Source organism: Pseudomonas sp. TMB3-21, from assembly GCF_054898145.1.
The window spans coordinates 4,304,733-4,330,058 of record NZ_CM142718.1; the positions used below are offsets into that span (position 1 = coordinate 4,304,733).

Genomic DNA, 25,326 nt, shown 5'->3' on the forward strand with positions numbered 1-25,326 from the left:
TCATGAGTTTCTCGAACAAGGAACAGGGTCACGCTCAAGAGGCGCTGATGCCCAATGCGCAAGACATCGACGCATTGGTACGCGCTGAGCACCATGACCCTTTCTCGATTCTCGGCCCCCATGGCGATAACGCCGGCGGGCAATTCATTCGGGCGTATCTGCCAGACGCGTTAAGCGTGCAGGTAGTGGCCAAGGACACCGGCGAAGAGCTTGGCAGCCTTGAGAACACGCAGACGCCGGGGCTGTTCGTCGGGCATTTCGACCGCGCGCAACCTTATCAGCTGCGCGTTCGCTGGGCCGGTGGTGAACAGCTTTCCGAAGACCCTTATAGCTTCGGGCCGTTGCTTGGCGAAATGGACTTGTACCTGTTCGCCGAAGGCAACCACCGAGACCTGAGCAGCTGCCTGGGCGCGCAGCTGAAAACTGTCGACGGAGTGGACGGCGTGCGGTTTGCCGTGTGGGCGCCGAACGCCAAACGGGTCTCTGTGGTCGGCAATTTCAACAACTGGGACGGCCGCCGTCATCCGATGCGTTTGCGTCACCCGACCGGCGTCTGGGAATTGTTCATCCCGCGTCTGCAGGCGGGGGAGGCTTACAAATACGAAATCCTCGGTGCCCACGGCATTCTGCCGCTGAAGGCAGACCCGATGGCACTGGCGACCACGTTGCCACCGGACACTGCCTCGAAAGTGGCTGCACCGCTGAGCATCGATTGGCAGGACCACGCCTGGATGGAAGCGCGCCTTGAGCGCCAGAAGGCGAGCGCGCCGCTGTCGATTTACGAACTGCACGCCGGGTCCTGGCAGTGTGAGCTCGATGATCTTGGCGAAGTGGCGCGCCAGTACACCTGGCACGAGTTGGGCGAGCGGTTGATTCCGTACGTCAAGGAGCTGGGCTTCACCCACATCGAACTGATGCCGATCATGGAACATCCGTTTGGCGGTTCGTGGGGCTATCAACTGCTGTCGCAATTCGCCCCGAGCGCGCGTTACGGTTCGCCGGATGATTTCGCGGCGTTCATCAATGCCTGCCACCAGGCGGACATCGGCGTGATTCTTGACTGGGTCCCGGCGCATTTCCCGACCGACACCCACGGCATGGCCCAATTCGACGGCACCGCGCTATACGAATACGGGAATCCGCAGGAAGGTTTTCACCAGGATTGGGACACGCTCATCTACAACCTTGGTCGCACCGAAGTGCACGGTTACATGCTCGCTTCGGGGCTGCACTGGCTCAAGCATTTCCACATTGATGGCCTGCGTGTCGATGCAGTGGCGTCGATGCTGTATCGCGACTACTCGCGCAAAGCCGGCGAGTGGGTGCCGAACCGTCACGGCGGTCGCGAGAACCTCGAAGCCATCGACTTCCTGCGCCACCTCAACGACGTGGTCAACCTCGAAGCGCCGGGCGCGCTGGTGATCGCTGAAGAGTCCACGGCGTGGCCAGGCGTCAGCCAACCGACGCAACAAGGCGGGCTGGGTTTCGATTACAAATGGAACATGGGCTGGATGCACGACTCGCTGCATTACATTCAGCAGGATCCGGTGTATCGCGCGCATCACCACAACGAGCTGAGTTTCGGCCTGATGTATGCGTGGTCCGAGCGCTTCATCCTGCCGATTTCCCACGACGAAGTGGTACACGGCAAACACTCGCTGATCGACAAGATGCCCGGCGACCGCTGGCAGAAATTCGCCAACCTGCGCGCTTACCTCAGTTTCATGTGGGGGCATCCTGGCAAAAAGCTGCTGTTCATGGGCTGCGAGTTCGGTCAGTGGCGTGAGTGGAATCACGATCAGCAGCTCGACTGGTATTTGCTGCAATACCCTGAGCACCAGGGTGTGCAGAAACTGGTGGCTGACCTCAACCAGCTCTACCGCGAAGAGCCAGCCTTGCACGATCAGGACCACAAACCGGCTGGCTTCCAGTGGCTGATTGGCGATGATGCCATCAACAGTGTTTACGCCTGGCTGCGTTGGAGTTCAGACGGTCGACCGGTACTGGTTGTGGCCAACTTCACGCCGATCCCGCGTGAGGCGTATCGTATCGGCGTGCCATTCGCCGGGCGCTGGACCGAGCTGATCAACAGTGATTCGGAGAAGTACGCCGGTTCGAACTATGGCAATGGCGGTGGGGCGTTTACAGAAGCGGAGCCAAGCCACGGGCAACCGGAGTCGCTGGTGCTGAATCTGCCGCCGTTGGCGGTGTTGATGTTCAGGCCGGAGGGTTGATTAACCAGGGGTGATTGCGGGTGGGCGATGCTTCTTCTACGGGAGCATGGCTTACCCTCAGTGCTCAGTCCGGCATTGATCATTTGCGCTCGCTGTCACGTGGAGAAAAAAAACGTAAGGGACCGCGCGTGATTATATGTCTCAAATACGCGAAAGGCTGGCGTACCCCGTGCTTTACAGGTGAGAGGCTGGCAGTATTGCTCGTTCGTCCCACCGCCCTTGGCAGTTCAATTTTGGAAGGCTCTATCTCCTCGACGTCGACGTCGATGTTGACGTCGAGGTCGGGTTGGGGGATCGGTGTCAAAGTAGGCTTATATGAAGTGAATTTTAGAAGCTTCTGCCGTTCGGACGTAGATGGTAAAGATTTGTTGCCCCCAAAATAAATATCGGATCGCAAATTCACCTGGCGGTTGTTTTTACGATCTCTGACGTATCGTTTTGCAACCTGTTGAGCACTGTTGTCTCTCGAGTCTGGCGGATTCGTATCAGGGTCTAATGGCTCGAAACGTTTGGCTCGGTCGAGGTTGTCCCAAAATGTCAGGGCTCTCATGTAATCAGGATTGTATTTTGATTTTTGCAAATAGGTCTGTGGTGGTTTGATCGACTTTTGAAGCTGTTGGACGTTCTTTATAAACTTTTTGAGATTTTTCTTACTCGTTAAGTCCTCGATGAATAAAAGCTTATAAAAATAATTCATCGTTTTATCACGATCTAGAGTGTTTACTCCACCAATGAAATAACTGCTCAGTAGATCTTTGAAGTCAGAAAGATATTCTTGTTGATTGAAATCGTTTCCTTCACACCCGGCTTCGTCTTTGTAACGGTTGGGGTTGTTGCCAACCATCAAAAACAAGTTCATCCCGTCCAGGTATCCTCCGGGATCCGGGTTTATCCAGCGTTGCAACCAAGATGCGTAATATCGGAACCCGAAATAATAAAGCCCGGTTGCATCACGCTCCTTACCTGAGTAACTCACGGTCTTGTACTTGGCCTCAATGGCATTTCGCCCCGCCCAGTACGCGGTTCCGCCAAACGGGTAATACCATTCCTGACTGATCAAATTGGCAATCTCGTCCAGCTCCAGTGCGCTGGACCCGAGGTGATCGTTGAGGCTGTAGCGCACTTGGTCCTGCGGCACTTGCTCTGGTCCTCCCGCCAGCCAGTGCAGCACTTGCACGTTGTTGCTACCCGCGCTGACAGTGATGACGTGGAGGATTTCACCCGGCGTGCCTTGGGTGCGTATTTCCAGGCCTGGCAGGTAGCGCACTTCGCGGGTGATGGTGCGGGTGCCGGTCTGGCTCACATTCACTTTGCGGACACGTTGGCCGCCGCCATCGTAGACGTAGCACTCACGATCATCCGGGGCATCTTTTCGGACAATGAGCTGCACGGCACTCAGTTGATTGCGCAGGTCCCAGTCCAGTCGCTGGCCAGGCTGTAAATCCCTCAAATTGCCGTTGGCATCAAAACCATTGGCCAAGTCTTCTTCGGTCAAAGGCCGGTTTTGGCGTTCGGGTAGACAGCGGTTGCTATAGCGCTCACGCGTCAAGGTGCGGCCATGGGCCTGAGCACCCAGGTGCACCAGATCGAGCAAGTTGCCGCCGGCGTCGTAATGATAAGTCTGGGTGTAGTTGGCGATGTGCCCGGGATCGGTCGGCAGGGCTTGATAGTCGGGCAGGGCGGGGCCGCTCTGGCCGGTTCTGGCTTCACAACCACAGGCTTCGATCAATTGATAAAGCGTGTCGTAGCGATAAGTTCTTGTCGGCTCGATGCGTTGGTTGTTGAAGTAACGAATCGATTGCGCAGCGTCTTCGATGCTCAGCACGTTGCCCACCGCGTCGTAGCGGTATTTCAAAATATGCAGCGGCGTGCCATTGGCTTTGTGCGCGCTGAGTTCGATCAACCGTCCGTTGGCAGCGTCATGGTGGTGGCGAGTAACGACGCCGTTGCCAGCGGTTTCCGACTCGATCTGCCCGATGACGTTGTAGTGAATATTACTGACTAGCAACATCTCGTCCTGGTCCTCGCCGGCCAGGGTCAGTCGAGTGGACTTCAGTTGGCCGGCGATCGTATAGGCGAAGGCTTGACGGTTGTGCAACGCATCGGTTTGCTCAAGCGGTTCGCCACAGGGAGAAAACTGGTAGGAAGTAGTCGCGCCGTCGGCGGTCTCCAATAATGCCTCGCGGTCAGCGGCCAGCGAAGGCCAGTCAGGCGGTTCCGTGCGCAACAGAAACCGGCGCGTGTGTTTCAGTACCTCACCAGCCATGCTCAGGTCGTCCACATGAACGGTGCCAGCGGGGTCATCATGCCGCAGCAACTGACCGCAGAGATTGTGCGCAATGTCATCCGGCCCGACACCGGCATAGGTAAAACGCTCCAGTGTGTGTTCGGCAAGGTCGGGGCCGCTTTCTTTAATGGCCACCGGTCGCAACAGTCCATCATATTCAGTCAACGAATGGCTGCCACGCCCATCCCAACGCTCGACGACTTGCTCGGCATCGCCTGCCAACAATACCCGCCAACCGGCATCTACACTGGCGGTCAGCAGCGCTACTCCAGACAGACTGGTCACCTGAGTCAAATTGAACGGCGTTAACGGGTCGGTCTTGGCGAGGTCAAATAGATAAGGATCACGGCTTCGCAACAGACGGCCTATCGCATCGAAGCGTTGTTCAGTCACCCGCGATTCCATCGGATCACTGGCGTCGCGCCGATGAAACTGCACTGTCCGGACCACTGCGCCACGCGCATCCGTGACCTGAAGCGTCGGGGTGCAGGCATGCGCGGAAGACGAACTTGCTGATCGCATCGTTACTGACCGTGATCGAATGGCGAACGCCAACGGGGCTCACTCATCTACCTACTGTAAGACATAACCTGGTGTTGGGCGGTGGTTTGGCAAATGCGTGTACACGCTGTCTCACCGGAACCCATATTATGCAGCCGCTAAATAATATGCTTGTTTTGCCCTGCCTTGTAATCCACCTTTTTTAAGAAAAACCCAGTGTTTTTCCGTCCGCGGTAGACGCCGGTTACTTCAAACTGCGTAGTGGGCAAAAATACGACTTCTGTTTCAGTAATGCTGGTAAGTAATTTATAGCCTCCATCTGTCACCAGGACAACCGGGCTTCTTCCACTTTTGAACTCGTCTTTGTGGCCGAGACTGGTAAACATCGACGCCGTTTTCTCATCAGGGCTAAAAGCTGTAAAGCCGCTGGCTTGTACAATGTCCCCCTCTGTGATGGAGGGGTCGACTAATGCGCCTCGGTAAACCGCGGTGTCAGGTGCTCGTTCGACAAATGTTGCCTTCATAAGGTTGATAGTGCGTCTTGGATCATTCTGATGTGCTCTCAATAATGCCATTGCAGGAGTAAACCACTTTTGATTCATTTCTGTAGTCATCTTAATTGAAGAGTCACCTAGATTGGATCTCAGCTCCTTACGGGCGTCCCTTTCTGCTTCGGATAATGTAAGACTTTCCTGCACAGCTTTACCCAGGAGATGGTTTCTTGTGATTGAATTAATGTAACGGGATCCGGCATTGGTAGACCAGAATAAATGAATTCCTTTTCGTTCAGACTCGGTTAGTGTTCTATGATATGTTCTCGCGCTTGTGGGTATTCCAGCGGCAGCCTTTATGTATTCTAAATATACAGACGCATCAATGTTTTTTTTGTTTAAATAGTTCGAGATAACTTCATTTATTGCGTCTTCAGGCATATCGGAAAAATCTTTGAGTTGTTCTGCGTATGAATCGATTTCTTTCTGAGTAGGGTGGTTTTTGACACGTCCGTCCGGATCTATGTAGGTTATTGGTCCGTTACCAACCATTGAAAACAGGTTCATACCATCTACGTAGCCTGCCGGGTCCGGATTTATCCACCGCTGTACCCACGGAGCGTAATAACGGAAGCCGTAATAATAAAGCCCTGATACATCGCGTTCTTTGCCGGAGTAACACACGGTTTTGTAACTGGCTTCTATCGCATTTCGACCTGCCCAGTATGCAGTTCCGCCAAACGGGTAATACCACTCCTGGCTGATTAAGTTCGCGGTCTCATCCAGCTCCAGTGCGCTGGATCCGAGGTGATCGTTGAGGTTGTAGCGCATTTGATTCTGCGGCACTTCATCAGGCCGCCCGGCCACGCAGTGCAGCACTTGCACGCTGTTTGTACCGGCATTGACGGTGATGACATGGAGGATTTCACCCGGCTTGCCATGGGTGCGGATTTCCAGGCCTGGCAGGTAGCGCACTTCGCGAGTGATAGTGCGGGTGCCGGTTTGGCTCACATTCACCTTGCGCACCCGTTGGCCGCCACCGTCGTAGATGTAGCACTCACCATCAGCCTGGCCATTTTTTCGCACGATGAGCTGCACGGCGCGCAGTTGATTGCGCAGATCCCAGCCCAGTGGCTCGCCCGCCTGCAACTCCAGCAAGTTTCCGTTCGCGTCAAAACCATTGACCAACTCTTCTTCGGTCAAAGGCCGGTTTTGGCGTTCGGGTAGACAGCGGTTGCTATAGCGCTCACGCGTCAATGTGCGGCCATGGGCCTGAGCACCGAGGTGCACCAGATCAAGCAAATTGCCGCCGGCATCGTAATGATAGGTCTGGGTGTAATTGGCGATCTGCCCGGGGTCAGTCGGCAAGGTTTGATAGTCGGGCAGGGCGGGCCCGCTCTGGCCGGTTTTGGCTTCACAACCACAGGCTTCGATCAATTGATAAAGCGTGTCGTAGCGATACGTTCTGGTCGGTTCGATGCGTTGGTTGTTGAAGTAACGAACAGGCTGCGCAGCGTCTTCGATGCTGAGCACGTTACCCACGGCGTCGTATCGGTATTTCAAAACATGCTGCGGCGTGCCATTTGCCTTGTGTGCGCTCAGTTCGGTCAAGCGGCCGTTCGCCTCGTCATAACGGCGGCGGGTGATGACGCCGTTGCCAGCGGTTTCCGAATGAATGTGGTCCATGACGTTGTAATCAATGTCGCTGACGAGCAATTTCTCGAGCTGGCCTTCGCCGGCCAAGGTCAAGCGAGCGTGCTTCAACTGCCCGGCGATGGTGTAGGCGAGAATCTGGCGGTTATGCAGCGCATCGGTTTGCTCAAGCAGTTCGCCAGTCGCAGCAAACTGGTAAGACGTGATCGCGCCGTCGACGGTTTCCAGAAGGGCATCTCGATCGACGGCTAGCATCGGCCAGTCTGGAGGATTGGTTTGGAGCAAAAACCGACGCGAGTGTTTAAGCAGCTGGCCGGCCATGTTCAGGTCGCTGACATGAACGGTGCCCGCCGGGTCATCATGGCGCATCAACTGCCCACACAGATTGTGTGCAATGGCGTCCGTCCCGGCATCGGCATAGGTAAACCGCTCCAGCGTGTGCTCTGCGACATCCGGGCCACTTTCGCGCACGGCCAATGGTCGCAACAATTGATCATATTCAGTCAACGAACGAGTGCCACGCCCGTCCCAACGCTCAACAATTTGGCCAGAGCTTCCCGTCAGCACAACCCGCCAACCGGCGTCCACACTGTCAGTCAGCAGCGCAACCCCGGACAGGCTCGCCACCTGCGTCACATTGAACGGCGTCAACAGATCAGTCCTGGCCAGCTCAAACAGATATGGATCACGGCTTCCCAGCAGACGGCCCACCACATCGAACCGCTGCGAAGTCACCTGCGTATCAATTGGATCGCGCGGCTCCCGTCGATGAAACTGCACCGACCGAACCATCAATTCACGCGCATCCGACACCTGAAGGCTGGGCGTGCCGGTATGCGCGTAGGACAAAGCGGCTGTTGGCATCCGTGCTGGCCTTGGTCAAGAGACAGACCGTCACAGTGCCCGGCCGCCGGGTCTCTGCCTACTGTTAGAAATAACAGGTCATCGCGGTATTTTCGCTCCGACCCGCCCACTCCATGAATTCAGTTCGCTGGCGGACGCGTTGCCAGATCCGGCATGCGGCGTGTCTACCGTAATGCGTTGAGCCGGTACGTGATGGTTACCAACTAATTCTCACGCCCATACTGCCGAAAATGCCGCGCATCTGCTGGCTGTCAATATTGCTGGTGTAGTCGAGGTTGGAGTAAACGCTGATGTCTTTAGCAATGCTCAGGTTCATGCCTATGCCGATGTCAGCGGATGAGGATTTCTGCTCAGTAGTCACTTCGTCGACATTGTCGAACGTCACCGTGTCAGTGCCCGACAAGGTGCGCCACAGGTTGACCCGCAGGTAGGGTTCGAACGGACGGTCACTGATCTGGTAGCTGCCTTTGAGCCGTGCGCCCAAGCGACCGGTCCATGCGCCGTCGGAATCGAATGCGACTCCGGAAATCCCGTCGTTCTGGCTGTCCAAAGAGATTTTTTGGTGGATGATTTGCACCTGGGGCTCAACCACCCATTTGGCAGTCAGGGCAAATGGATAACCCGCTTCGCTGGACAGCGTCAGCCCGTGACCCCGGGTGTCGAGTTTAAGGCCGCGTTCGGAGCGGTTTTCACCATCAAAGCGGGTCGCCATGATTACGTTATCGAAATACCAGCCGCCGCCACCCACTAGCGTCCAGTACAAGCCGACATGATCGCCTCGTAGATCGATCTTGCCTGCGCGCTTGTCTTCAAAACCCTCGTTGAAGCCGTCGACTTGGCCTTTCATTTCAGTATGACCTACAAAAAAACCGGTGCGCTGGGTTTGCCCTCCTGGGGTTTGTGACCCATAAATATCATTGCCAACCTGAAAGCCTTTGATTGAACCGTCGAATTTAGGCGTCACCGTACCGGACCATGTCTGGTCGAGGTCCTTGCCGTAGGCCCGGCCCCAGCCCGCGCCGAATGCCCCGGTTTCGGTGAGCAGGCGTTGATCGCCCTGGCGATCATGGAAAGTACCGAGCGCCATCAGCGTCAATTGGGCAGCGGCAGGGGGCAGCACTGACCAATTGGGGACTTCCGGGCGATACAGCGCAATCGGTGCGGCACCGGGTACAGCCTCGGGTAGCGGGGGGAGAGATACTGGCCGTGGCGGCTCGGGACTGCCTGGTTCAGGCGCGGGCGGTGGCGGGGCGAGGGCGGCAACCGGCACGGGTACCACCGGTACCGTGATCGGCGGTAATGTTGGGTCCGGATTGGGAATAGTCGTTACTGCCGGAGCAACAACCGCCGAACGCAGGTACCAGCTGTTTTGGCTGCCCTCAGTAACGCCGCCTTTGAACAGACGATAATCGAATGCACCTGCGGAAATGAGGCCACCATTGAGCGCGAAGGCCGTGTTGTTGCTGACCGTCGTGCCTTGCGCGTCAACCAGCTGGATGCCGTTTTGTAGCGTCAACCCGCCGGCGCCGCCCAGGTTCTCTACTGTAATCACGGTATTGCCGGTCAACGTGCCGTTATTCACCACCAGCTTGTCGCTCGGTGAGCTGTCGTCACCCAGCACGCTTTGCAGCAGCAGTTTGCCTCCGTTGCCCACGTAGTTGCCCTGTACCGTCAGCGTGTCATCGGTGCGCAAATTGCCTGTGGTGAGATCAATGGTGCCGGCGTTGTTCAGAGTTGCCAGTTGGCCTGCGGTGAAGGCGCTGATGCTGCCCTGAGCAGAGGTCATGGTGCTGCTGCCATCAATGTTGAACACGCCTGTGCCGCTAACGTTGTCGCCCATCTGGAAAACGCCGTCGAGATCGAAGTTGGAGCCGCTGTTCAGATTGACTGTTTCCCAGTTGACATAACGCGCGGCGCCCGCCGAGGAGGAGGTGTCGAAAGTCAAAACGTCGTTGCCCGTACCGCCGTTGATACTCGGCGTCCGTGCAAGTGTAGTTTCGGTCAGATTGCGCAACGTCGCGCTGTCGTTGCCGGCCTCCAGCAGAATCGCCGAGAGAACCGTGCCACCGTTGCCCCAGACAAACGTGTCATCGCCCGCACTCGCGCGAATTTCACCAGCGATTTCGCCACCTGTCAGCGTGATGCTGTCGTTGCCGCCGCTGACAGACACATTGCCGCCAATGCGGCCACCGGAAACGATGATGGTGTCAGTGCCGAACCCGGCCACCAGGTTGCCGATGATCTGACCGCCCGAGAGGTCGAACCGGTTGTTGTCGAGTTTCATGTCAACCCGGCCGATCGTACCGTTGGTCATCGTCGCGATGTCGCCATCTTCAAAAGCACCTGTGATGGTGCCCCCGGTCATCAGGAAAGTGTCGCGGCCGTCGCCTTGGGCAAGGGATAGAATAACACCGCCGCTCATGAAGAAATTGTCGATGCCATTGCCCTGGCTGACTGCCCCGGTAATCTGGCCGGAGGTGATGGTGAATGTATCAGCGCCGTCACCTTGAGCCAGTGCGCCAATCACTGTTCCGGAGTTCATGCTGAACGTGTCGCTGCCGCCGCCCAAAACCACGTTACCGGTGATTACGCCGGAGCCCTTGGCAGGAAAAGTCAGGCTGTTGTTGCCCAGCAGATCGGTCAGCGCGCCGCTACTGGCGCTGTCGCACACGTAATTGTCGTTACCGGCGGTGGGGACCAGCGTGCAGGCCGCCTGTGCCGGTTGCGCCCAAGCGGTGCACAACCAAATGGAAACAGCGCAGGCGCTGCAGCGATAGTCGGGCCGGGTTGGCAAAAAGATCATGCTTGTCTCCGCAAGTGAGTGCCGTCCATACCTGACGCTTACTGAGTGGCATCGGGGTGTTCGTCAGCACGATTTGCGAGACAGCTACGGATAACTAACTACCCGAAAGGGAGATTTCGGCAATCGGCTACGGTGAGTCACGCGTCCATGTATAAAACTTACGAGAACAACTCACCGTAGCTATAGAGATCCAGCAAACCTACTGACAGAAATGACAGTAGCTCATCTGGTGAGATCTGCTCATAGATGAACTTCAACCGCCAAGGGCAAATGGTCCGACAAATGCGTCCATGGTTTATTGCCCAATATCCGCGGGTTGTGGCTGCTGGCGTTGCGCAGGTAAATCCGGTCCAGGCGTAACAAGGGGAAACGTGCCGGGTACGTTTTCGCCGGACGGCCGTGGTGGCGCTCGAACGCTTCATGCAAGTAATTGCGGCGGGCGAGGGTGGCGTTGCCTTGCAGCTGCCAGTCATTGAAATCGCCAGCGATAATCACCGGCGCATCATCGGGCAGCGATTCGAGCAGTTGGCACAACAGCTGAAGCTGCAACTGGCGATGGCTCTCCAACAGGCTCAAGTGCACGCAGATCGCATGAACTTCGGCGTGCCCCGGTACGTCCAGAACGCAATGCAGAAGCCCACGACGCTCGGGGCCGGTGATGGAGACATCTAGGTTGCGGTATTCACGAATGGGATATTTCGACAGCAGTGCGTTGCCGTGATGACCATCGGGGTAAACGGCATTGCGACCGTAGGCGAAGTCGCTCCACATACTGTCGGCGAGGAATTCGTATTGCGAGGTCTGCGGCCACTCATTGAAGCGGTTGGAATGACGTTCATGTTCGCCGACCACTTCCTGCAGAAACACCAGGTCCGCCGAAGTGCTGCGCACTGCCTCGCGCAGTTCCGGGAGGATGAAGCGGCGATTGAACGCGGTGAACCCTTTATGAGTGTTGACCGTCAGCACCTTGAGTCGATGAATCGCCGGTTGCGCGTCCAACGCTAGGGGTTCGATGGCTTGCGGCTTGGAATCACTGGTCACGTTCACTCCTCTGGATCAGGCTTGCTTATGCATGCGACTGATCCGCGGGCGAGCAGTTCAGCGTGATTCGTCGTGACGCCGCGAACCTCCCGCAGCGGCGCCCACCCCTGTAGCGGCTGCCGAGCCTGCGAGGCTGCGTCCGAAGCCGAAGGACTCGCGGCACCAGGCGACTCCCGGTGCCAGGCACATTGCGTCAGCCGGTTCAGGGCTTCTGCGTCCGAACGTGCCTGAGCCGGACGCAGCCTCGCAGGCTCGGCAGCTGCTACAGGTGGTATATGCGTTACAGGGGTTGCATCAGACAAAAACGATTTCATACGGCAAGCGCATGCGCTCCAGCAGCACTGGCGGAATTAGCGGGGCAATGCCGATGGCGGGTTCGCCGTCGAGCTGCGTGGCGTAAGCGTGGGTCGCGTGGCTTTTGCGGGCCACCGTCCAGGTGTCCAGGCGCAGCTTTCGGGCGCGATGCCAGGGAATCTGCGCTTGATCGCGGGCTGCCCAGTGCCACGCCCAGACAGGCACTTCATTGCAAATTGCCCCTACTGAGGCAGCGGCCAGAGCGGCGGCACGCCCTACAGCCTCGTGGTCGCAATTGCCGTCGCCGGACCAGGTAGTGAACACCACATCGTCGGGACGCAGGTAGCGGGCGATAAATTGCGTCAACTCATCTTCCCGCTCGTTCAAGGCATTGTCGGTAAACCCGCCGCGAATCCACTTCAAGCTGTGCATCGGCAGGCCGAGCCGACGCAGAGCTTCGACGCTTTCCTGCGGGCGGAACACGCTGAGGCGTTTTTCCGACCACTGGCGTGAGCCCGGGTGACTGGCACTGCCGTCGGTGATAGAGATGAGTTGCAAGGGATGGCCCAGCGCGCTGAGCAATTGCAGCAGCCCCCCGCACGTCACCACTTCATCACCCGGATGGGGCGCGATGACCACCGCACGTGCACCTGGAGAAACAAGGCTGCGGGTGCTGATCACAGGAATGTTGTCGAGTTGAGCCGCGTGGTTCCAGATTTGTGGCGAGAGGCTGGCGTCATTGCTGGAGACAGGTTTCATGGGGCTACGTCCTTGTATCAATTGATTGCGAAGTGCCGTGCTCCAAACCCTGGATTGCGGCGAGCAGAGTATTGCTCAAGTAAGGCAATTCGTCGCCCTAATGTTCTACCTGTTTCGTTTTTCAGCCGACTTGCAGCATCCCCCGCAGATAATCACCGAAACCGCCGCGAGCCCGCGCGTCCAGCCGTGCGCTGGTCAGCACCTGTGGCCGGTGACTCCAGGCAATCGTCGCACCGCAGCGTTCGAGCTGCCGCACCAGATGCACGTCTTCATGACAGGCCAGAGGCTTAAATCCGCCAGCCCGCCGGTAGGCCTCGGCGCTGATGCCCAGATTGGCGCCGTGGATATGCCGATGCCCTTCACGGGCCTGGTAATGTTGGTGATAACGAATTTGCGCCGCTTCATCGAACGACTCGTGCCAGGCATCCACGGTTACCGTGCCGCACACCGCGTCGGTGCCAAGGGCCAGTTGCGCCACCAGCCAATCGTGGGCTACCCGGCTGTCGGCATCGGAACAGGAAATCCAGCGCGCGCCACGTTCCAGCAGATACCGGGCACCCGCTGCGCGTGCTTCGCCGACGTTACGCGCCTGGATCACCAGGCTGTGCACCGGGTGACTGTTGACGATATCCAGCGAGCGATCGGTGCAACTGTCCAGCACCACCAGCACTTCAACATCTTCACCGTTCAATAACTCGTGCCGGGCTGCCACTAATGCCGCCCGAAGACATTCTTCAAGCAATGCTTCTTCATTGTGTGCCGGGATCAGAACTCCAATCATCGCAAACCCTCAAGCGCCGCCACGGAGCGTGGTTCACGGCTCCAGACTTCCAATAAAAAATCAGCTTCCTGATGCAAAACCAGGCGCGGCAAGTGCAGGTGCTCGTGCAACTGGTCATGCACCTGTCGGGCGTTGAGTGGGCAGCCATCAATCGGTGGGCGCCAATGACAGGCCAGCAGTTGACCGTCGGCCGTCAGTGACCGCGCGGCGTGTTCGATCAAGCGGGTCAAATCGTCGGCATCGAGGTAATAGCCGACTTCACTCAATACAATCAGGTCGAATTGCTCGTTTGGCCAATCCTGCGGCAAACGACCCTGGCGTACTTCGGCATGATCGAACAGGCTCAGCCGCGTACGCGCCAGGCTGACCGCTGCCGCTGCAGTGTCGTAGCACAGCAGGCGATCGCAGCGGCCGGCGAGTTCCGCGCTCAGCTCACCGTTGGCGCAACCGGGCTCGAAAATGGCGCGATAGCGGGGTCGAGGCAGGGCGGCCAGGGTGATGGCGCGTTTGCGTTGTTCATACCAGCGCTGGCGGAACGACCATGGATCATCGTTGCCGGCAAACAGTCCGTCGAAATAGCGATCGTCGACACTCATATAAACACCACCTCGAACGGTTGCAGCAAACGATCGACCACATGGGGCGCCAGCACCGGCGGCAAGCCAATCTGCGGATCACCTTCCAGTTGGCTGGCGAAGGCGTGAATAGCGTGGCGCTTGCGCGCGACCAGATGCGGGCTCAACAGAATTTTTCGGGCTCGATCCCAAGGCACCGCGCAATCTTCCGGCGATGCCCAGTGCCAGGTCCACACCGGCAGTTCATACAGCGTGGCGCCCACACGCTGTGCTGCTTCAGCACTGGCGCGGCCCACGGCTTCGTGATCGCAATGGCCGTCTTCGCGCCACGTAGTGAACACCACATCAGCCGGGCGCAAATACCGTTCGATGAAATCGCACAACTCCATCTCGCGTGCTGCGACCTGACTGTCGGCAAAACCACCGCGCAACCATTTCAGGCTGTGCAGCGGCAGACCCAATCGGCGTAAAGCCTCGACGGATTCCTGCGGGCGCACTGCGCTCAGGCGTTCTACCGGCCAGCTCGCGGAGCCGGGATGACTGGCGCTGCCATCGGTCACCGAAATCAGCTGCATCGCCGGCCGGCAGTGGCGAGCATTTGCAAAAAACCACCACAGCCGAGCACTTCGTCATCCGGGTGCGGTGCGATAATCACCGCACGCGCGCCTTCAGGCACCAGTTGCAGAATGTCGATTTCAGCCAGCTGCGCCAGCTGGCTGGAGCGTTGCCATTGATGCAGCGGCGTACCCTGACCGACGATTGGATTGGCTTTCATAACGTCCATGTTCCGCGCAGTACTTGTTCGCCGAGGGCAGCGAGGTCTCGTTCGGCATGGCTTTGACGGAGGAACACCGGCAGATCGGCGATCAGCCGGGCGAAGTGCCGGTCCTTGCAATAGGGGCCTGCACCGAGGGCATGGCCGACATGGAAAATGACCTGCTCGGCCGCCTGTTCGACCACACCGCGGGCGCGGCGAGCCAAGAGTTGCGCATCATCAAGGGGCGCTGCATCAATGGTCAGTGCGCTGATTCGCAAAACTGCCGCGGCCGATTGCAAGGCGCAATCGACGGCGCCGAGGTGAGCGAGGGCGTGAGGCTCGGGACGTTGCGCACAATGGCTGCGTAGACGTTCGGCAATGCTTTGCGCGGCGCCATACCAGCAGGCGGCGATGCCGATGCCGCCCTGCCAGAAACCGGGTCGTTGCAGGTAATCACCAGGCTGACCGATGGCTTGCGCTTCGGCGCCTTCAAACACCACTTCGACACTGCCCGTCGCGCCCATGCCGACCGCTTGCCAACCTTGATCGGTGACGGTCACGCCTGGTTGATCCAGCGCCACTGCAACCAATTGCTGACGGTCCTGATCATCCCAAGCGGTCAGCAGGGCATGACTCAACACCGCTGCGCCGGAACACCAGGCCTTGCGCCCGTTCAGTGTGACCAGATGACCGTGCGGACTGATTCGAACCCGAGCTTCCGGCGGTTCCGCTGCCCACATGCCCCACGTGCTGCTCGGGGTGGGTGAGCCACCGAGTTGCTGGATGATCGCCAGCGCATCGGTGTGACCTTCGTACAGTTTGCACAGCCCCAGATCATGCCCGCCGACCTCGGCCAATCGCTGGAAACGTTCCAGTGTTTGACCGCTGCCGGGTAACGGGAGCTGATCGAGACCCGCCTCGACCATCTCCCGAAGGCATTGCCCTAACGCATCGGCGTCAAGGTAATCCGGTGACCAACGCAGCAGAAATGCGTTGAGGTCCATTTCACTCTTCTTCCTCATGCTGCAATTCGAACAGCAGCAACGAACGGCCGGTGACCGAGTATTCGTGACCAAACTCGAAGCGCTCCTGGCCACGAATCGACGGCTGGTTGGTGTCGATCATGCAAGTCCAGTGACCACCGTCCGGCACTTCGGGCAGGGTGAAATTCACCACGTCGTGGTGCGCGTTGACCACCAGCAGCAGGGTCGCGTCGGCGCCCTTGCGGCGAATCCCGGTTTCCTGTGCGCGGCCGTCCATCAACATGCCCAGGCATTTGCCGTGCGCATCTTCCCACTGCTCGATCGACATCTCGTCGCCACTTGGCGCGAGCCAGGTGACGTCCTTGACGCCGATGTCCTCGTTGTAATTGCCCACCAGGAAGCGACCACGACGCAGGATCGGGTAAGTCAGACGCAGCTTGATCAGACGCTTGACGAACTTGAGCAGCGATTTGCCATCTTCACTGAGGTCCCAATTGACCCAGCCGATGTCGCTGTCCTGGCAGTAGGCGTTGTTGTTGCCGTCCTGAGTGCGCGCGAACTCATCGCCGGCCAACAGCATCGGCGTGCCTTGCGACAGCAACAGCGTGGCGAAGAAGTTGCGCATCTGCCGCTGGCGCAGTTCGTTGATTTCCGGATCGTCGGTCGGACCTTCAACGCCATGGTTCCAGGACAGGTTGTTGTTGCTGCCGTCCTGATTGTTTTCGTCGTTGGCTTCGTTGTGCTTGTCGTTGTACGACACCAGGTCGTTGAGGGTGAAACCATCGTGGGCGGTGATGAAGTTCACCGACGCATACGGACGACGTCCGCGCTGGTTGAACATCTCGCCAGAGGCGGTCATGCGACTGGCGAAATCGGCCAGTTGGCCTTCATCACCTTTCCAGAACGCGCGAACGGTATCGCGATACTGGTCATTCCACTCGACCCAGCCCGGTGGGAAGCCACCGACCTGATAGCCACCGGGGCCGCAATCCCACGGCTCGGCGATCATTTTCACCTGACGCAGCACCGGGTCCTGACGGCAGGCAACGAGGAAGCTGTGACGCTCGTCGAAGCCATCGTGGTAGCGGCCGAGGATGGTCGCCAGGTCGAAGCGGAAACCGTCGACGTGCATTTCCGTGGCCCAGTAGCGCAGCGAATCGGTGACCATTTGCAGCACGCACGGGTGACTCAGATCGAGCGTGTTACCGGTGCCGGAGTCGTTGATGTAGTAACGCTTGTCGTCCGGCATCAAGCGGTAATAAGAGGCGTTGTCGATGCCGCGCATGGAAAGGGTCGGGCCCTGTTCGTTGCCCTCGGCGGTGTGGTTATAGACCACGTCGAGAATTACTTCCAGATTGGCTTCGTGCAGGTGCGCAACCATCTCCTTGAACTCGGCAATCTTGCCGCTGGCCAGGTAGCGCGGGTCCGGGGCGAAAAACGCGATGCTGTTGTAACCCCAGTAGTTGGTCATGCCTTTATGCAGCAAGTGCTGGTCATTGACGAACGCGTGGATGGGCAGCAACTCAACCGACGACACGCCAAGCTTGCGGATGTGTTCCAGCACGTCATCGACCATCAGCCCGGCACACGTACCGCGGACGTTTTCGGGGACGGAAGGGTGGCGCATGCTGATGCCGCGCAAATGGGTTTCATAAATGATCGTCTTGTCCCACGGCACGCTGACGCGCTGATCATTGCCCCAGGTGTGAGCCGGGTCGATCACTTTGCACTTGGGCACAAACGGTGCACTGTCGCGCTCGTCGAAACTGAGGTCGGCGTCAGGGTGACCGATGGTGTAGCCGAACAGCGCCTCGGACCATTTGAGTTCCCCCACCAATTGCTTGGCGTACGGGTCGATCAACAGTTTGTTGTGGTTGAAGCGATGGCCGTTCGCCGGGTCGTACGGACCGTAGACGCGATAGCCGTAGATCATGCCCGGATGCGCATCGGGCAGGTAGCCGTGGTAGATCTCGTCGGTGTATTCCGGCAACTCGATGCGCTCGAGTTCTACTTCGCCGGTGTCATCGAAAATGCACAGCTCAACTTTGGTGGCGTTGGCGGAAAACAATGCGAAGTTGACCCCCAGACCGTCCCAGGTTGCGCCTAGCGGAAACGGCAGACCTTCACGAACTCTCGATGGCTCGGCATTGACTTCTGGGGCGGATTTATCGGGACTGCTCATAGATGCTCCTGCAAATAGGGGGGACATACGCGGCGTGCGTGGCTCTAGGTTTTTTCGAGGGCGAGCGAAGCCTCGGTGGCGAGCGCACTCGCCACGAGTCATTCAGGACAAAAGGGTGAGCGCGTCAGACAGCGGGCGGTTTACGCGCTGCGCGGGGCTTTTTATCTGCCGCTTTTTCGCCGGGCGGAACCACGGAAGAGGCCGCTGCTGGCTTCTTGGCCTTGGCTTTTGGTTCAGCACCCTTGCTATCAGCCACTTTACTGTCAGCCTTTTTCACCGGCGCTTTGCCGGCTGACTTACTGCCGGCAGCCTTAGGCGATTTGCTCGGAGCCAGCGCTTCAGCTTCAGCCAGTTTGCGAGCCATTTCCCAATGGCGGGCTTCCTGGCCCTCGGGTTTGCCTTCCGACTCCCAGATTTGATAAGCAAATTCTCGAACGCGTTTATCGTCAGTACTCATCGCATTGCTCCTGAACTCAACTCAAACTTTGATAAAGACGTTGACGGGGAAACTCCCCAGCGCTGCGCTCACGGCCAGCTCTCTGTGTTCTGTGACTGCGGCGCTACTGAAAAGTCCCTTCAGATTTTCACCGGAGACCGCGAACGGTAACTGCACCCGTGTATCGCCCCATTGCCGCGCGTCGATCTGTGGCTCGGCACTGTCTTCCAGCAACTCGGCGCAACGGATCGGTACGATGACGATGGCGGTTTTGCCTTCCAGCGATCGAGCGAAAGCGAGCACCCGATGCGCCTGGCTGCCGACCACTTCCAGCGCTTCATAGCTGCCATGTCTAAACAGCTCGGCATGCTCGGCGCGCAACTGCAGGGTGCGCTGGATCAGGGTCTGCTTGATCCGCCCGTCCCGCCAATGGCTGACCAGCTCTGGCAGCTGCGTAGCGGGCGGCACGGTTTGCTGGCGAGTGGCGTAATCCACCGGACGGCGGTTGTCCGGATCAACCAGCGAAAAATCCCAATACTCGTTGCCCTGATACAAATCCGGAATGCCCGGCACGGTCATGCGCAGCAAGGTTTGCGCCAACCCATTCAGGGCACCGGGGGCGGCGAGGGCGTTGGCAGCCTTGCCGAGGGCAGTGCGCAGCGGCTCACCATCAGGGCTCAGCAGCAGGCGTTGCAAAAATTGCTGCGCGGCTTGCTCGTAAGCGTCGTTAGGCGCGCTCCAGCTGCTTTGCAACTTGGCCTCACGCAAGGCTTTCTGTTGCCACTGCCAAACGCGCTCATTGTAGGCCTTTAGCGCCGCATGATCGTCGCTGCGCAAGTCTAGCGGCCAACTGCCAAGCAGCGCCTGATACAGAAACAGCTCGTCACCGGGCGAGGGCATTTGCTCGTCGTCGCGCAATGGGCGGGCGAGGCCCTGCCACAGCGGTACCTGCTCGGCATACCAGGCACTGCGTTCGCTCAATACCGCCAACCGGGCGCGGGTATCTTCGCCGCGCTTGTGGTCATGGGTCGCGGTGGCGAGCAGGTTGTCCGGGAATTCCTGCAAGCGATTGAGGCAAGCCGCATGGAAATCGGCTACCGGTGCACTGAACTGTTCCGTGCTGAAGCCGACATCGTTGCGCGAGAGCAACACTGCGGAGCGATAAAACGCCGTGTCTTCCACTGCCTTCGCCGCCGCTGGCGAAGTCAATTGCTGGAAGCGCACGCAGGCATGTTTAAGGATTTTGCGCGAGCGACCCACAGGCCGCTTACGCCAGGGCTCACCACCGAGCCAGCGCGCCAGGCAATCGAGCACCGGCCAGTCAGCTTCACCGAGCGTTTGCCGGGCGCCGTCCATGGCTTGCTGGAAGAACACATCGTCTTCGGCTGAACGTCCGCGAGGGCTGATGTAAGTGCGATACACCGGAAAGTGCACAATCAATTCCTGCAGCGCCCGACGGATTGCGCCCAGTGTCAGGTCGCGGGTCATCAGGTCGTCGCGGGCCACTTGCAGCAAGGCCTGAGCGACACTTTCAAAGTCACCGGCGAGCGAGCCGTTGAGAATCTGCTGGCGCGCCAGATGCGCTTCCTGCAGGAAATGCGCAGGACGCTGGCTGATGCTGCTCCACAAATCGCCGAGAATTTCGGCACCGGCCGGGTCGTGTTGCAGCAGCGACACCTGGTTCATGAATTCATAACCGGTGGTGCCATCCACCGACCAGTCGCGGTGCAGGGTTTCGCCTTCGCCGAGAATTTTTTCCACATAAATCGGCAAGTGTCGATCCGGGCACAGGCTATCGACGCGACGACGCAACTTGCGGCAGTAACCGCGCGGGTCAGCGAGGCCATCGATATGGTCGATGCGCAAGCCGTCGATCAGGCCTGCGGCAACCAGTTCGAATATCTTGGCGTGAGTCGCTTCGAACACGGCCGGGCGTTCTACGCGCAACCCCCCCAGTTCGTTGACATCGAAGAAACGCCGCCAGTTGATATCGTCACCCGCCGTGCGCCAACTGGCGAGGCGGTAGCTTTGCCGTTCGAGCAAGGCGTGCAGACGCTCGAAACCTTCAGGCTTGAGCGAATCGTAAGCGCCGAGGGATTGCTCGATGAGCTGGAGAATTGCCGGATCGCTCGCCAGTTCGCGCAGCTCTTCCTTCAACGGCATCGCCAGGTTGTGGGCGTCGCTTAGAAAATTGAGGGCGCTGAACCGCTCCGCAAGGGAATTAAGCGGTCCTTTGTCGACGCGCAACAGCTCGCCGTAATTCATCGGGCAGATCGGAAAGTGGTGGTCGTAATGCTCGACATAAAACGCTCCGCGCTCGGCGTCGAAGCGCAGATGCAACGTACCGTCCTGCAAGGCGACACCGTAGTCGCTGCCCAGAAACGGCAGCAGCAGCTGGCCTTCCATCAATGGGTCGGGGGAATGCCACTGGATGTCGAAGAACTCGCCATAAGGGCTCAGGCGTCCCCATTCCAGCAAGTCTTGCCACCACGGGTTATCGCCACCGCCCACCGCCATGTGGTTGGACACGATGTCGAGGATCAGCCCCATGTTCTGTTCGCGCAGGGCGGCGACCAGTCGGTGCAATGCCGCTTCACCGCCCAGCTCCGGATTGACCCGGGTCGGGTCGACCACGTCATACCCGTGCATTGAGCCTGCACGGGCGGCGAGCAGGGGAGACGCGTAAATGTGGCTGATGCCCAGGCTGGCGAAATACGGCACCAGTGGCACCGCTTGATCCAGGGTGAAATCTTTGTGAAATTGCAGGCGCAAAGTCGCCCGCAGCGGTTTAACAAGTGCTTGATTCATCGGTCACGCTCAGCTGCTTGAAGTCGCGCACAGGCGAGCAATTCCAGGCGCCGTGCGGCGTCCGGGTCATCCAGTAGGTTTTCGCTGTCGCCGGGCAGGCGACGCGACCAGTTGGGGTGTTCGTTAGTGGTGCCGGGCAGGTTGGCCTGCTGTTCGACACCCAAGGCATCTTCCAGCGGCAGCAGCACCAGCGGTGCGGGCGTGTGGCCCAGAAAACGGATGGTTGCGTCGAGTACCTGATCAGTCTCATGGGACTCTTCGCGGAAATTCTGCGGGTCTTCCGCCAACACTCGACGCAGGCCTTCACGCTCGCGTTCGCGATGCTGGCGCCATTCGATCTCACCTTGCGCATCGACCATTCCCAACCGGGCATTCCAGTCAATATCGTGACCGTGCCACCAGCCATTGATGGTCGGCAGGTCGTGGGTGCTGGTGGTCGCCAACGCGTTGTCCGACCAGTCGAGCGTACCTTTGAAATGCGCATTGTCTTGCTCGAACAACATCACGCGCATGCCCAGAATCGAACGGGCGATCAGCTTTTCCTGCAGGCCGTCCGGCACGGTGCCGAGGTCTTCGCCGAGGACAATCGCCTGATGACGATGGGATTCCAGTGCGAGCAGACGAAGCATGTCGTCGATCGGGTAATACAGGTACGCACCGTCAGCGGGCGGCGCACCGTTGGGAATCACCCACAGCCGTTGCAGGCCCATGACGTGATCGATGCGCAAGCCACCGGCGTGCGCGAAGTTGGCCCGCAGCATCTCGATGAATGCACGGAAACCGTTACGCACCAGGCCTTCCGGAGAAAACGCGGAGATGCCCCAGCCTTGGCCGCTGCGATTGAGAATGTCCGGTGGCGCGCCCACCGTCAGTGCGGCGAGCAGCTCATCCTGACGACTCCAGGCCTGGCTGCCGCCACCGTCTGCACCCACCGCCAGATCGGCGATCAGGCCGATGCTCATGCCGCTGCTGCGGGCAGCGGTTTGCGCACGCTCCAGGCAGCGGGTAATCAGCCATTGGCAGAACGCAAAGAAGCCGATGCGTCCGGCGTTTTCTTCAGCAAACTCGGCGAGTGCGTTGCTGCGCGGATCACGCCATTGCTCGGGCCACTCACGCCAGTCCAGGCTTTCACCCTTGGCGGCACGGGCCTCTTGCACAGCTTCGAAACGGCAGTGATTCTCCACCGCTTCACCACCGGCATGACGAAAACTGCTGAAGTCCGCATGCAGCGGGTGTTCACCCTGAACAAATCCTTCGTACAACGCTTGCAGCAGTCGATGCTTGGCTTCGGCGGCAACCGGCCAGTCAATCAAGGGCAGTGCTTCGAGTTCCTTGAGTTGCGCGGCAAGCCCGGTCGCGTCAATCGCGGTGCGCAGCGCCCGCTCGCCCAGGATTGCGCCCGGTGCGGCGTACAGGCTGTTGAGGAACAGGCGACTGGACGGCGAGTACGGGCTGTAGCGATGGGTATCGCTGCTGAACATCGCGTGCATCGGGCTGATCGCCAGCGCCTCGGCACCGCGTTCACCGGCCACTCGGGCAAGATTTTCCAGTGCCTGGGTGTCGCCAAAACCGCCATCGCCGGGACGACGCAACGAGTACAGCTGAACGCTCAGACCCCAGGCGCGGGGCAACGGATTTTCCACCGCGTCGCCCACGCTGTAGCAACGCTCCGGGGCCACCGCCAGCGTGAACTCCTGGTCGTCGATGCGCACGCTCTGATACCCGACCGGGATCAGGCCTGGCAGAAACGCTTCCGTGTCCAGCCTCAGGTCGATCCGTGAACCGTCCTCAAGATGGATTTCACAAGGGGTCTGTGGCGCGAAATACCGAGACAGATCAAGGCCGACACCGACATCAGCGGTCAGCAACGGCGGTAGATGCCGGGTCTGCTGCACGGCTTGCAATTCGAGCAAGCTGGCGTCGATTTCCATGGCCGTGCTCGCAGGGTGGCCGAGCCCGGTCAAAACGTTGCGTAATACTGCTGGAGCGACTTTCTGTTGGCGACCGTTGGCATCAATCCAGTCAACGGCCAGGCCAGCTCGGCTGGCGAGTATTTCCAGTTGCGCATCACTCATTGGCGCTCTCCATCCAGGGGTAGCAAAGGGGCCGCGGCCGTGAGGCTGACTAGCGCGCAATACGGGGCAAGCGTGCCCTGATCCAGTAGGCCGAACGCCTGCGGCGGATGTTCGAACACCCGCAAAGCCTCGGCCTGTGGGGAGTGGACCACTGGCGTATCGCTGAGGTTCAGGTCGATTCGCAGCTCGCTGCCATTGGTCAGGCGCCAGCGTGCAGACACCGCGCCCTTGCCCAGCACGTCGGCGCCGAGGGCCTCTGCATCGGTCAGATGCGGCACGATGTGTTCGCGGCGCAGTTGCAGCAATTGCCGGTAGAGGTCGTGGATCTCCGATGAGCGCTCACGCAGGTCAGGCCGCGATGCCTCGAACGTCTCCCGAGCATTCGGATCGGGGATTCGCTCGCGCTTTTCCGGATCGGCAAAGGCACTGAAAGCCGAGAATTCGTTGCGTCGACCTTCACGGACCAGTTCTGCCAGTTCACCGTGGTGACTGGTGAAAAACAGGAAGGGTTGCTCTGCGGCGAACTCATCGCCCATAAACATCAGCGGGATCATCGGCGACAGCAACAGCAGCGCGGTCGCAGCTTTCAAGGCATCCGGGTGAGCCAGTTGCGGCAGACGTTCGCCAAAGGCGCGATTGCCGACCTGGTCGTGGTTCTGCAGGAATAGCACGAACGCGCTGGTGGGCAGATGTCCACTGGGTTCACCGCGAGCTTCGCCGTGACGATTGGTATGGCCTTGAAACACGAAGCCCTGGCTCAGGCAACGCGCCAGCTTTTCGGTGGTGTCGTCGGCATAGTCGGCGTAATAAGCGTCAGTCTCACCTGTCAGCAATACGTGCAAGGCGTTATGGCCGTCGTCGTTCCACTGTGCGTCAAAACGTTCCTGCAACAGGCTGGCCTGGTTGTGTTCGTTCTCGACGGTAAGCCAAACCTGTCGTGCCGGATCGATCTGCTCGCGCACTCGTTGCGCCAGCTCTTGCAGAAAATCCGGGCTTTTAATCGCGTGCACAGCGTCGAAACGCAAGCCGTCGAAGCGATATTCCATCAACCACATCAGCGCGTTGTCGATAAAGAAGTCGCGCACTTCGCGCCGCTGGAAATCGATCGCTGCGCCCCACGGGGTGTGCTTGTCCTCGTTGAAGAAACCCTTGGCGTAACGATGCAGATAATTGCCGTCGGGGCCGAAATGGTTGTAAACCACATCAAGCAGCACCGCCAGACCATGACCGTGGGCGGTGTCAATCAGGTGCTTGAGTTGCTCGGGTGTGCCATACGAGGCCTGGGGCGCATAAGGCAGAACCCCGTCGTAGCCCCAGTTGCGGTCACCGGGGAATTGCGCAATGGGCATCAGCTCGATGGCGGTCACGCCTAATTCGGCGAGGCGGGCCAACTGCTTTTCAACTTCGCTGTAGCCGCCGAGAGCACCGACGTGCAACTCGTAGATCACCGCTTCGTTCCATGGCCGTCCCTGCCAGTCGCGGTGTTGCCAGGAATAGGCGAGGGGATCAACCACAATGCTGTGGCGGTCGATATCGCCGTCCTGGGCACGGGAGGCCGGATCAGGCACCTCCAGTTCACTGTCGATCTTGTAGCGGTATCGCGTGCCGGCCGAGCACCGCGCCTCGTTCATGTACCAGCCATTGGCCTGAGGCAACAGTGGCAAGGATTGTCCATCCTGCAATTCAACGCTGACAGAAACCGCGTCCGGCGCCCACAAGGCAAAACGCGTGTGTTCAGCGTCCAGCATTATTGCGCCGTGGGGCCAGGTCTCTTGGGTCCGTAACGGCATTTGTAAAACCTC

14 protein-coding genes and 1 pseudogene are annotated in these 25,326 nt (G+C 59.0%); 1 reads left to right on the forward strand and 14 read right to left on the reverse strand.

Annotation, left to right across the window (positions count from 1 at the left end; all coding sequences use genetic code 11):
• Window positions 1-2 precede the first annotated feature (2 nt).
• Entirely contained in the window at window positions 3-2,234 is a 2,232-nt protein-coding gene (glgB, locus tag ACYZTS_RS19640; RefSeq protein WP_461991401.1) for a 1,4-alpha-glucan branching protein GlgB, read from the forward strand.
• Between the two features lie 79 nt (window positions 2,235-2,313).
• Here glgB and ACYZTS_RS19645 read toward each other — a convergent pair whose 3' ends face one another.
• The 14 genes and pseudogenes from ACYZTS_RS19645 to treZ all read right to left on the reverse strand — a co-directional run bounded on the left by ACYZTS_RS19645 (window position 2,314) and on the right by treZ (window position 25,314).
• Window positions 2,314-4,914, reverse strand: a complete 2,601-nt coding sequence (locus ACYZTS_RS19645; RefSeq protein ID WP_461991403.1) for an RHS repeat domain-containing protein — start codon at window positions 4,912-4,914, stop codon at window positions 2,314-2,316.
• Between the two features lie 266 nt (window positions 4,915-5,180).
• Window positions 5,181-8,030: an RHS repeat-associated core domain-containing protein gene (locus tag ACYZTS_RS19650; protein WP_461991405.1), complete on the reverse strand. Its 2,850-nt coding sequence runs from the start codon at window positions 8,028-8,030 to the stop codon at window positions 5,181-5,183.
• A 196-nt stretch (window positions 8,031-8,226) separates the two neighbouring features.
• Complete coding sequence (locus ACYZTS_RS19655) at window positions 8,227-10,833, reverse strand: autotransporter family protein (protein WP_461991407.1); 2,607 nt, start codon at window positions 10,831-10,833, stop codon at window positions 8,227-8,229.
• A gap of 240 nt (window positions 10,834-11,073) precedes the next feature.
• A complete protein-coding gene (locus ACYZTS_RS19660) occupies window positions 11,074-11,874 on the reverse strand; it encodes an endonuclease/exonuclease/phosphatase family protein (RefSeq protein WP_461991408.1) in 801 nt (266 codons plus the stop codon).
• 294 nt (window positions 11,875-12,168) lie between these two features.
• Window positions 12,169-12,927: a PIG-L deacetylase family protein gene (locus tag ACYZTS_RS19665; RefSeq protein ID WP_461991410.1), complete on the reverse strand. Its 759-nt coding sequence runs from the start codon at window positions 12,925-12,927 to the stop codon at window positions 12,169-12,171.
• 121 nt (window positions 12,928-13,048) lie between these two features.
• Complete coding sequence (locus tag ACYZTS_RS19670; protein WP_461991411.1) at window positions 13,049-13,708, reverse strand: glycosyltransferase family 2 protein; 660 nt, start codon at window positions 13,706-13,708, stop codon at window positions 13,049-13,051.
• Window positions 13,705-14,304 carry an SAM-dependent methyltransferase gene (locus tag ACYZTS_RS19675; RefSeq protein ID WP_461991413.1) on the reverse strand — a complete coding sequence of 200 codons (600 nt, stop codon included), beginning with the start codon at window positions 14,302-14,304 and terminating at the stop codon, window positions 13,705-13,707. Before ACYZTS_RS19675 ends, ACYZTS_RS19670 begins: the two co-directional genes overlap by 4 nt.
• Window positions 14,301-15,058, reverse strand: a pseudogene (locus ACYZTS_RS19680) (PIG-L deacetylase family protein). The gene ACYZTS_RS19675 and the pseudogene ACYZTS_RS19680 overlap by 4 nt, the downstream one beginning before the upstream one ends.
• On the reverse strand, window positions 15,055-16,044 hold the full coding sequence (locus ACYZTS_RS19685; RefSeq protein WP_461991415.1) for an acyl-CoA dehydrogenase family protein: 990 nt from the start codon (window positions 16,042-16,044) through the stop codon (window positions 15,055-15,057). Before ACYZTS_RS19685 ends, ACYZTS_RS19680 begins: the two are co-directional and overlap by 4 nt.
• 1 nt (window position 16,045) lies before the next feature.
• Window positions 16,046-18,205: a glycogen debranching protein GlgX gene (glgX, locus tag ACYZTS_RS19690; RefSeq protein WP_461991417.1), complete on the reverse strand. Its 2,160-nt coding sequence runs from the start codon at window positions 18,203-18,205 to the stop codon at window positions 16,046-16,048.
• A 124-nt stretch (window positions 18,206-18,329) separates the two neighbouring features.
• A complete protein-coding gene (locus ACYZTS_RS19695; RefSeq protein ID WP_461991419.1) occupies window positions 18,330-18,662 on the reverse strand; it encodes a DUF2934 domain-containing protein in 333 nt (110 codons plus the stop codon).
• Between the two features lie 21 nt (window positions 18,663-18,683).
• The gene (locus ACYZTS_RS19700; RefSeq protein ID WP_461991421.1) at window positions 18,684-21,449 is read right to left on the reverse strand and encodes a malto-oligosyltrehalose synthase; all 2,766 of its coding nucleotides are present in this window, start codon (window positions 21,447-21,449) and stop codon (window positions 18,684-18,686) included.
• Window positions 21,446-23,524 carry a 4-alpha-glucanotransferase gene (malQ, locus tag ACYZTS_RS19705; protein ID WP_461991423.1) on the reverse strand — a complete coding sequence of 693 codons (2,079 nt, stop codon included), beginning with the start codon at window positions 23,522-23,524 and terminating at the stop codon, window positions 21,446-21,448. The genes ACYZTS_RS19700 and malQ overlap by 4 nt, the downstream gene beginning before the upstream one ends.
• Complete coding sequence (treZ, locus tag ACYZTS_RS19710) at window positions 23,521-25,314, reverse strand: malto-oligosyltrehalose trehalohydrolase (RefSeq protein ID WP_461991425.1); 1,794 nt, start codon at window positions 25,312-25,314, stop codon at window positions 23,521-23,523. Before treZ ends, malQ begins: the two co-directional genes overlap by 4 nt.
• Between the last annotated feature and the right edge of the window lie 12 nt (window positions 25,315-25,326).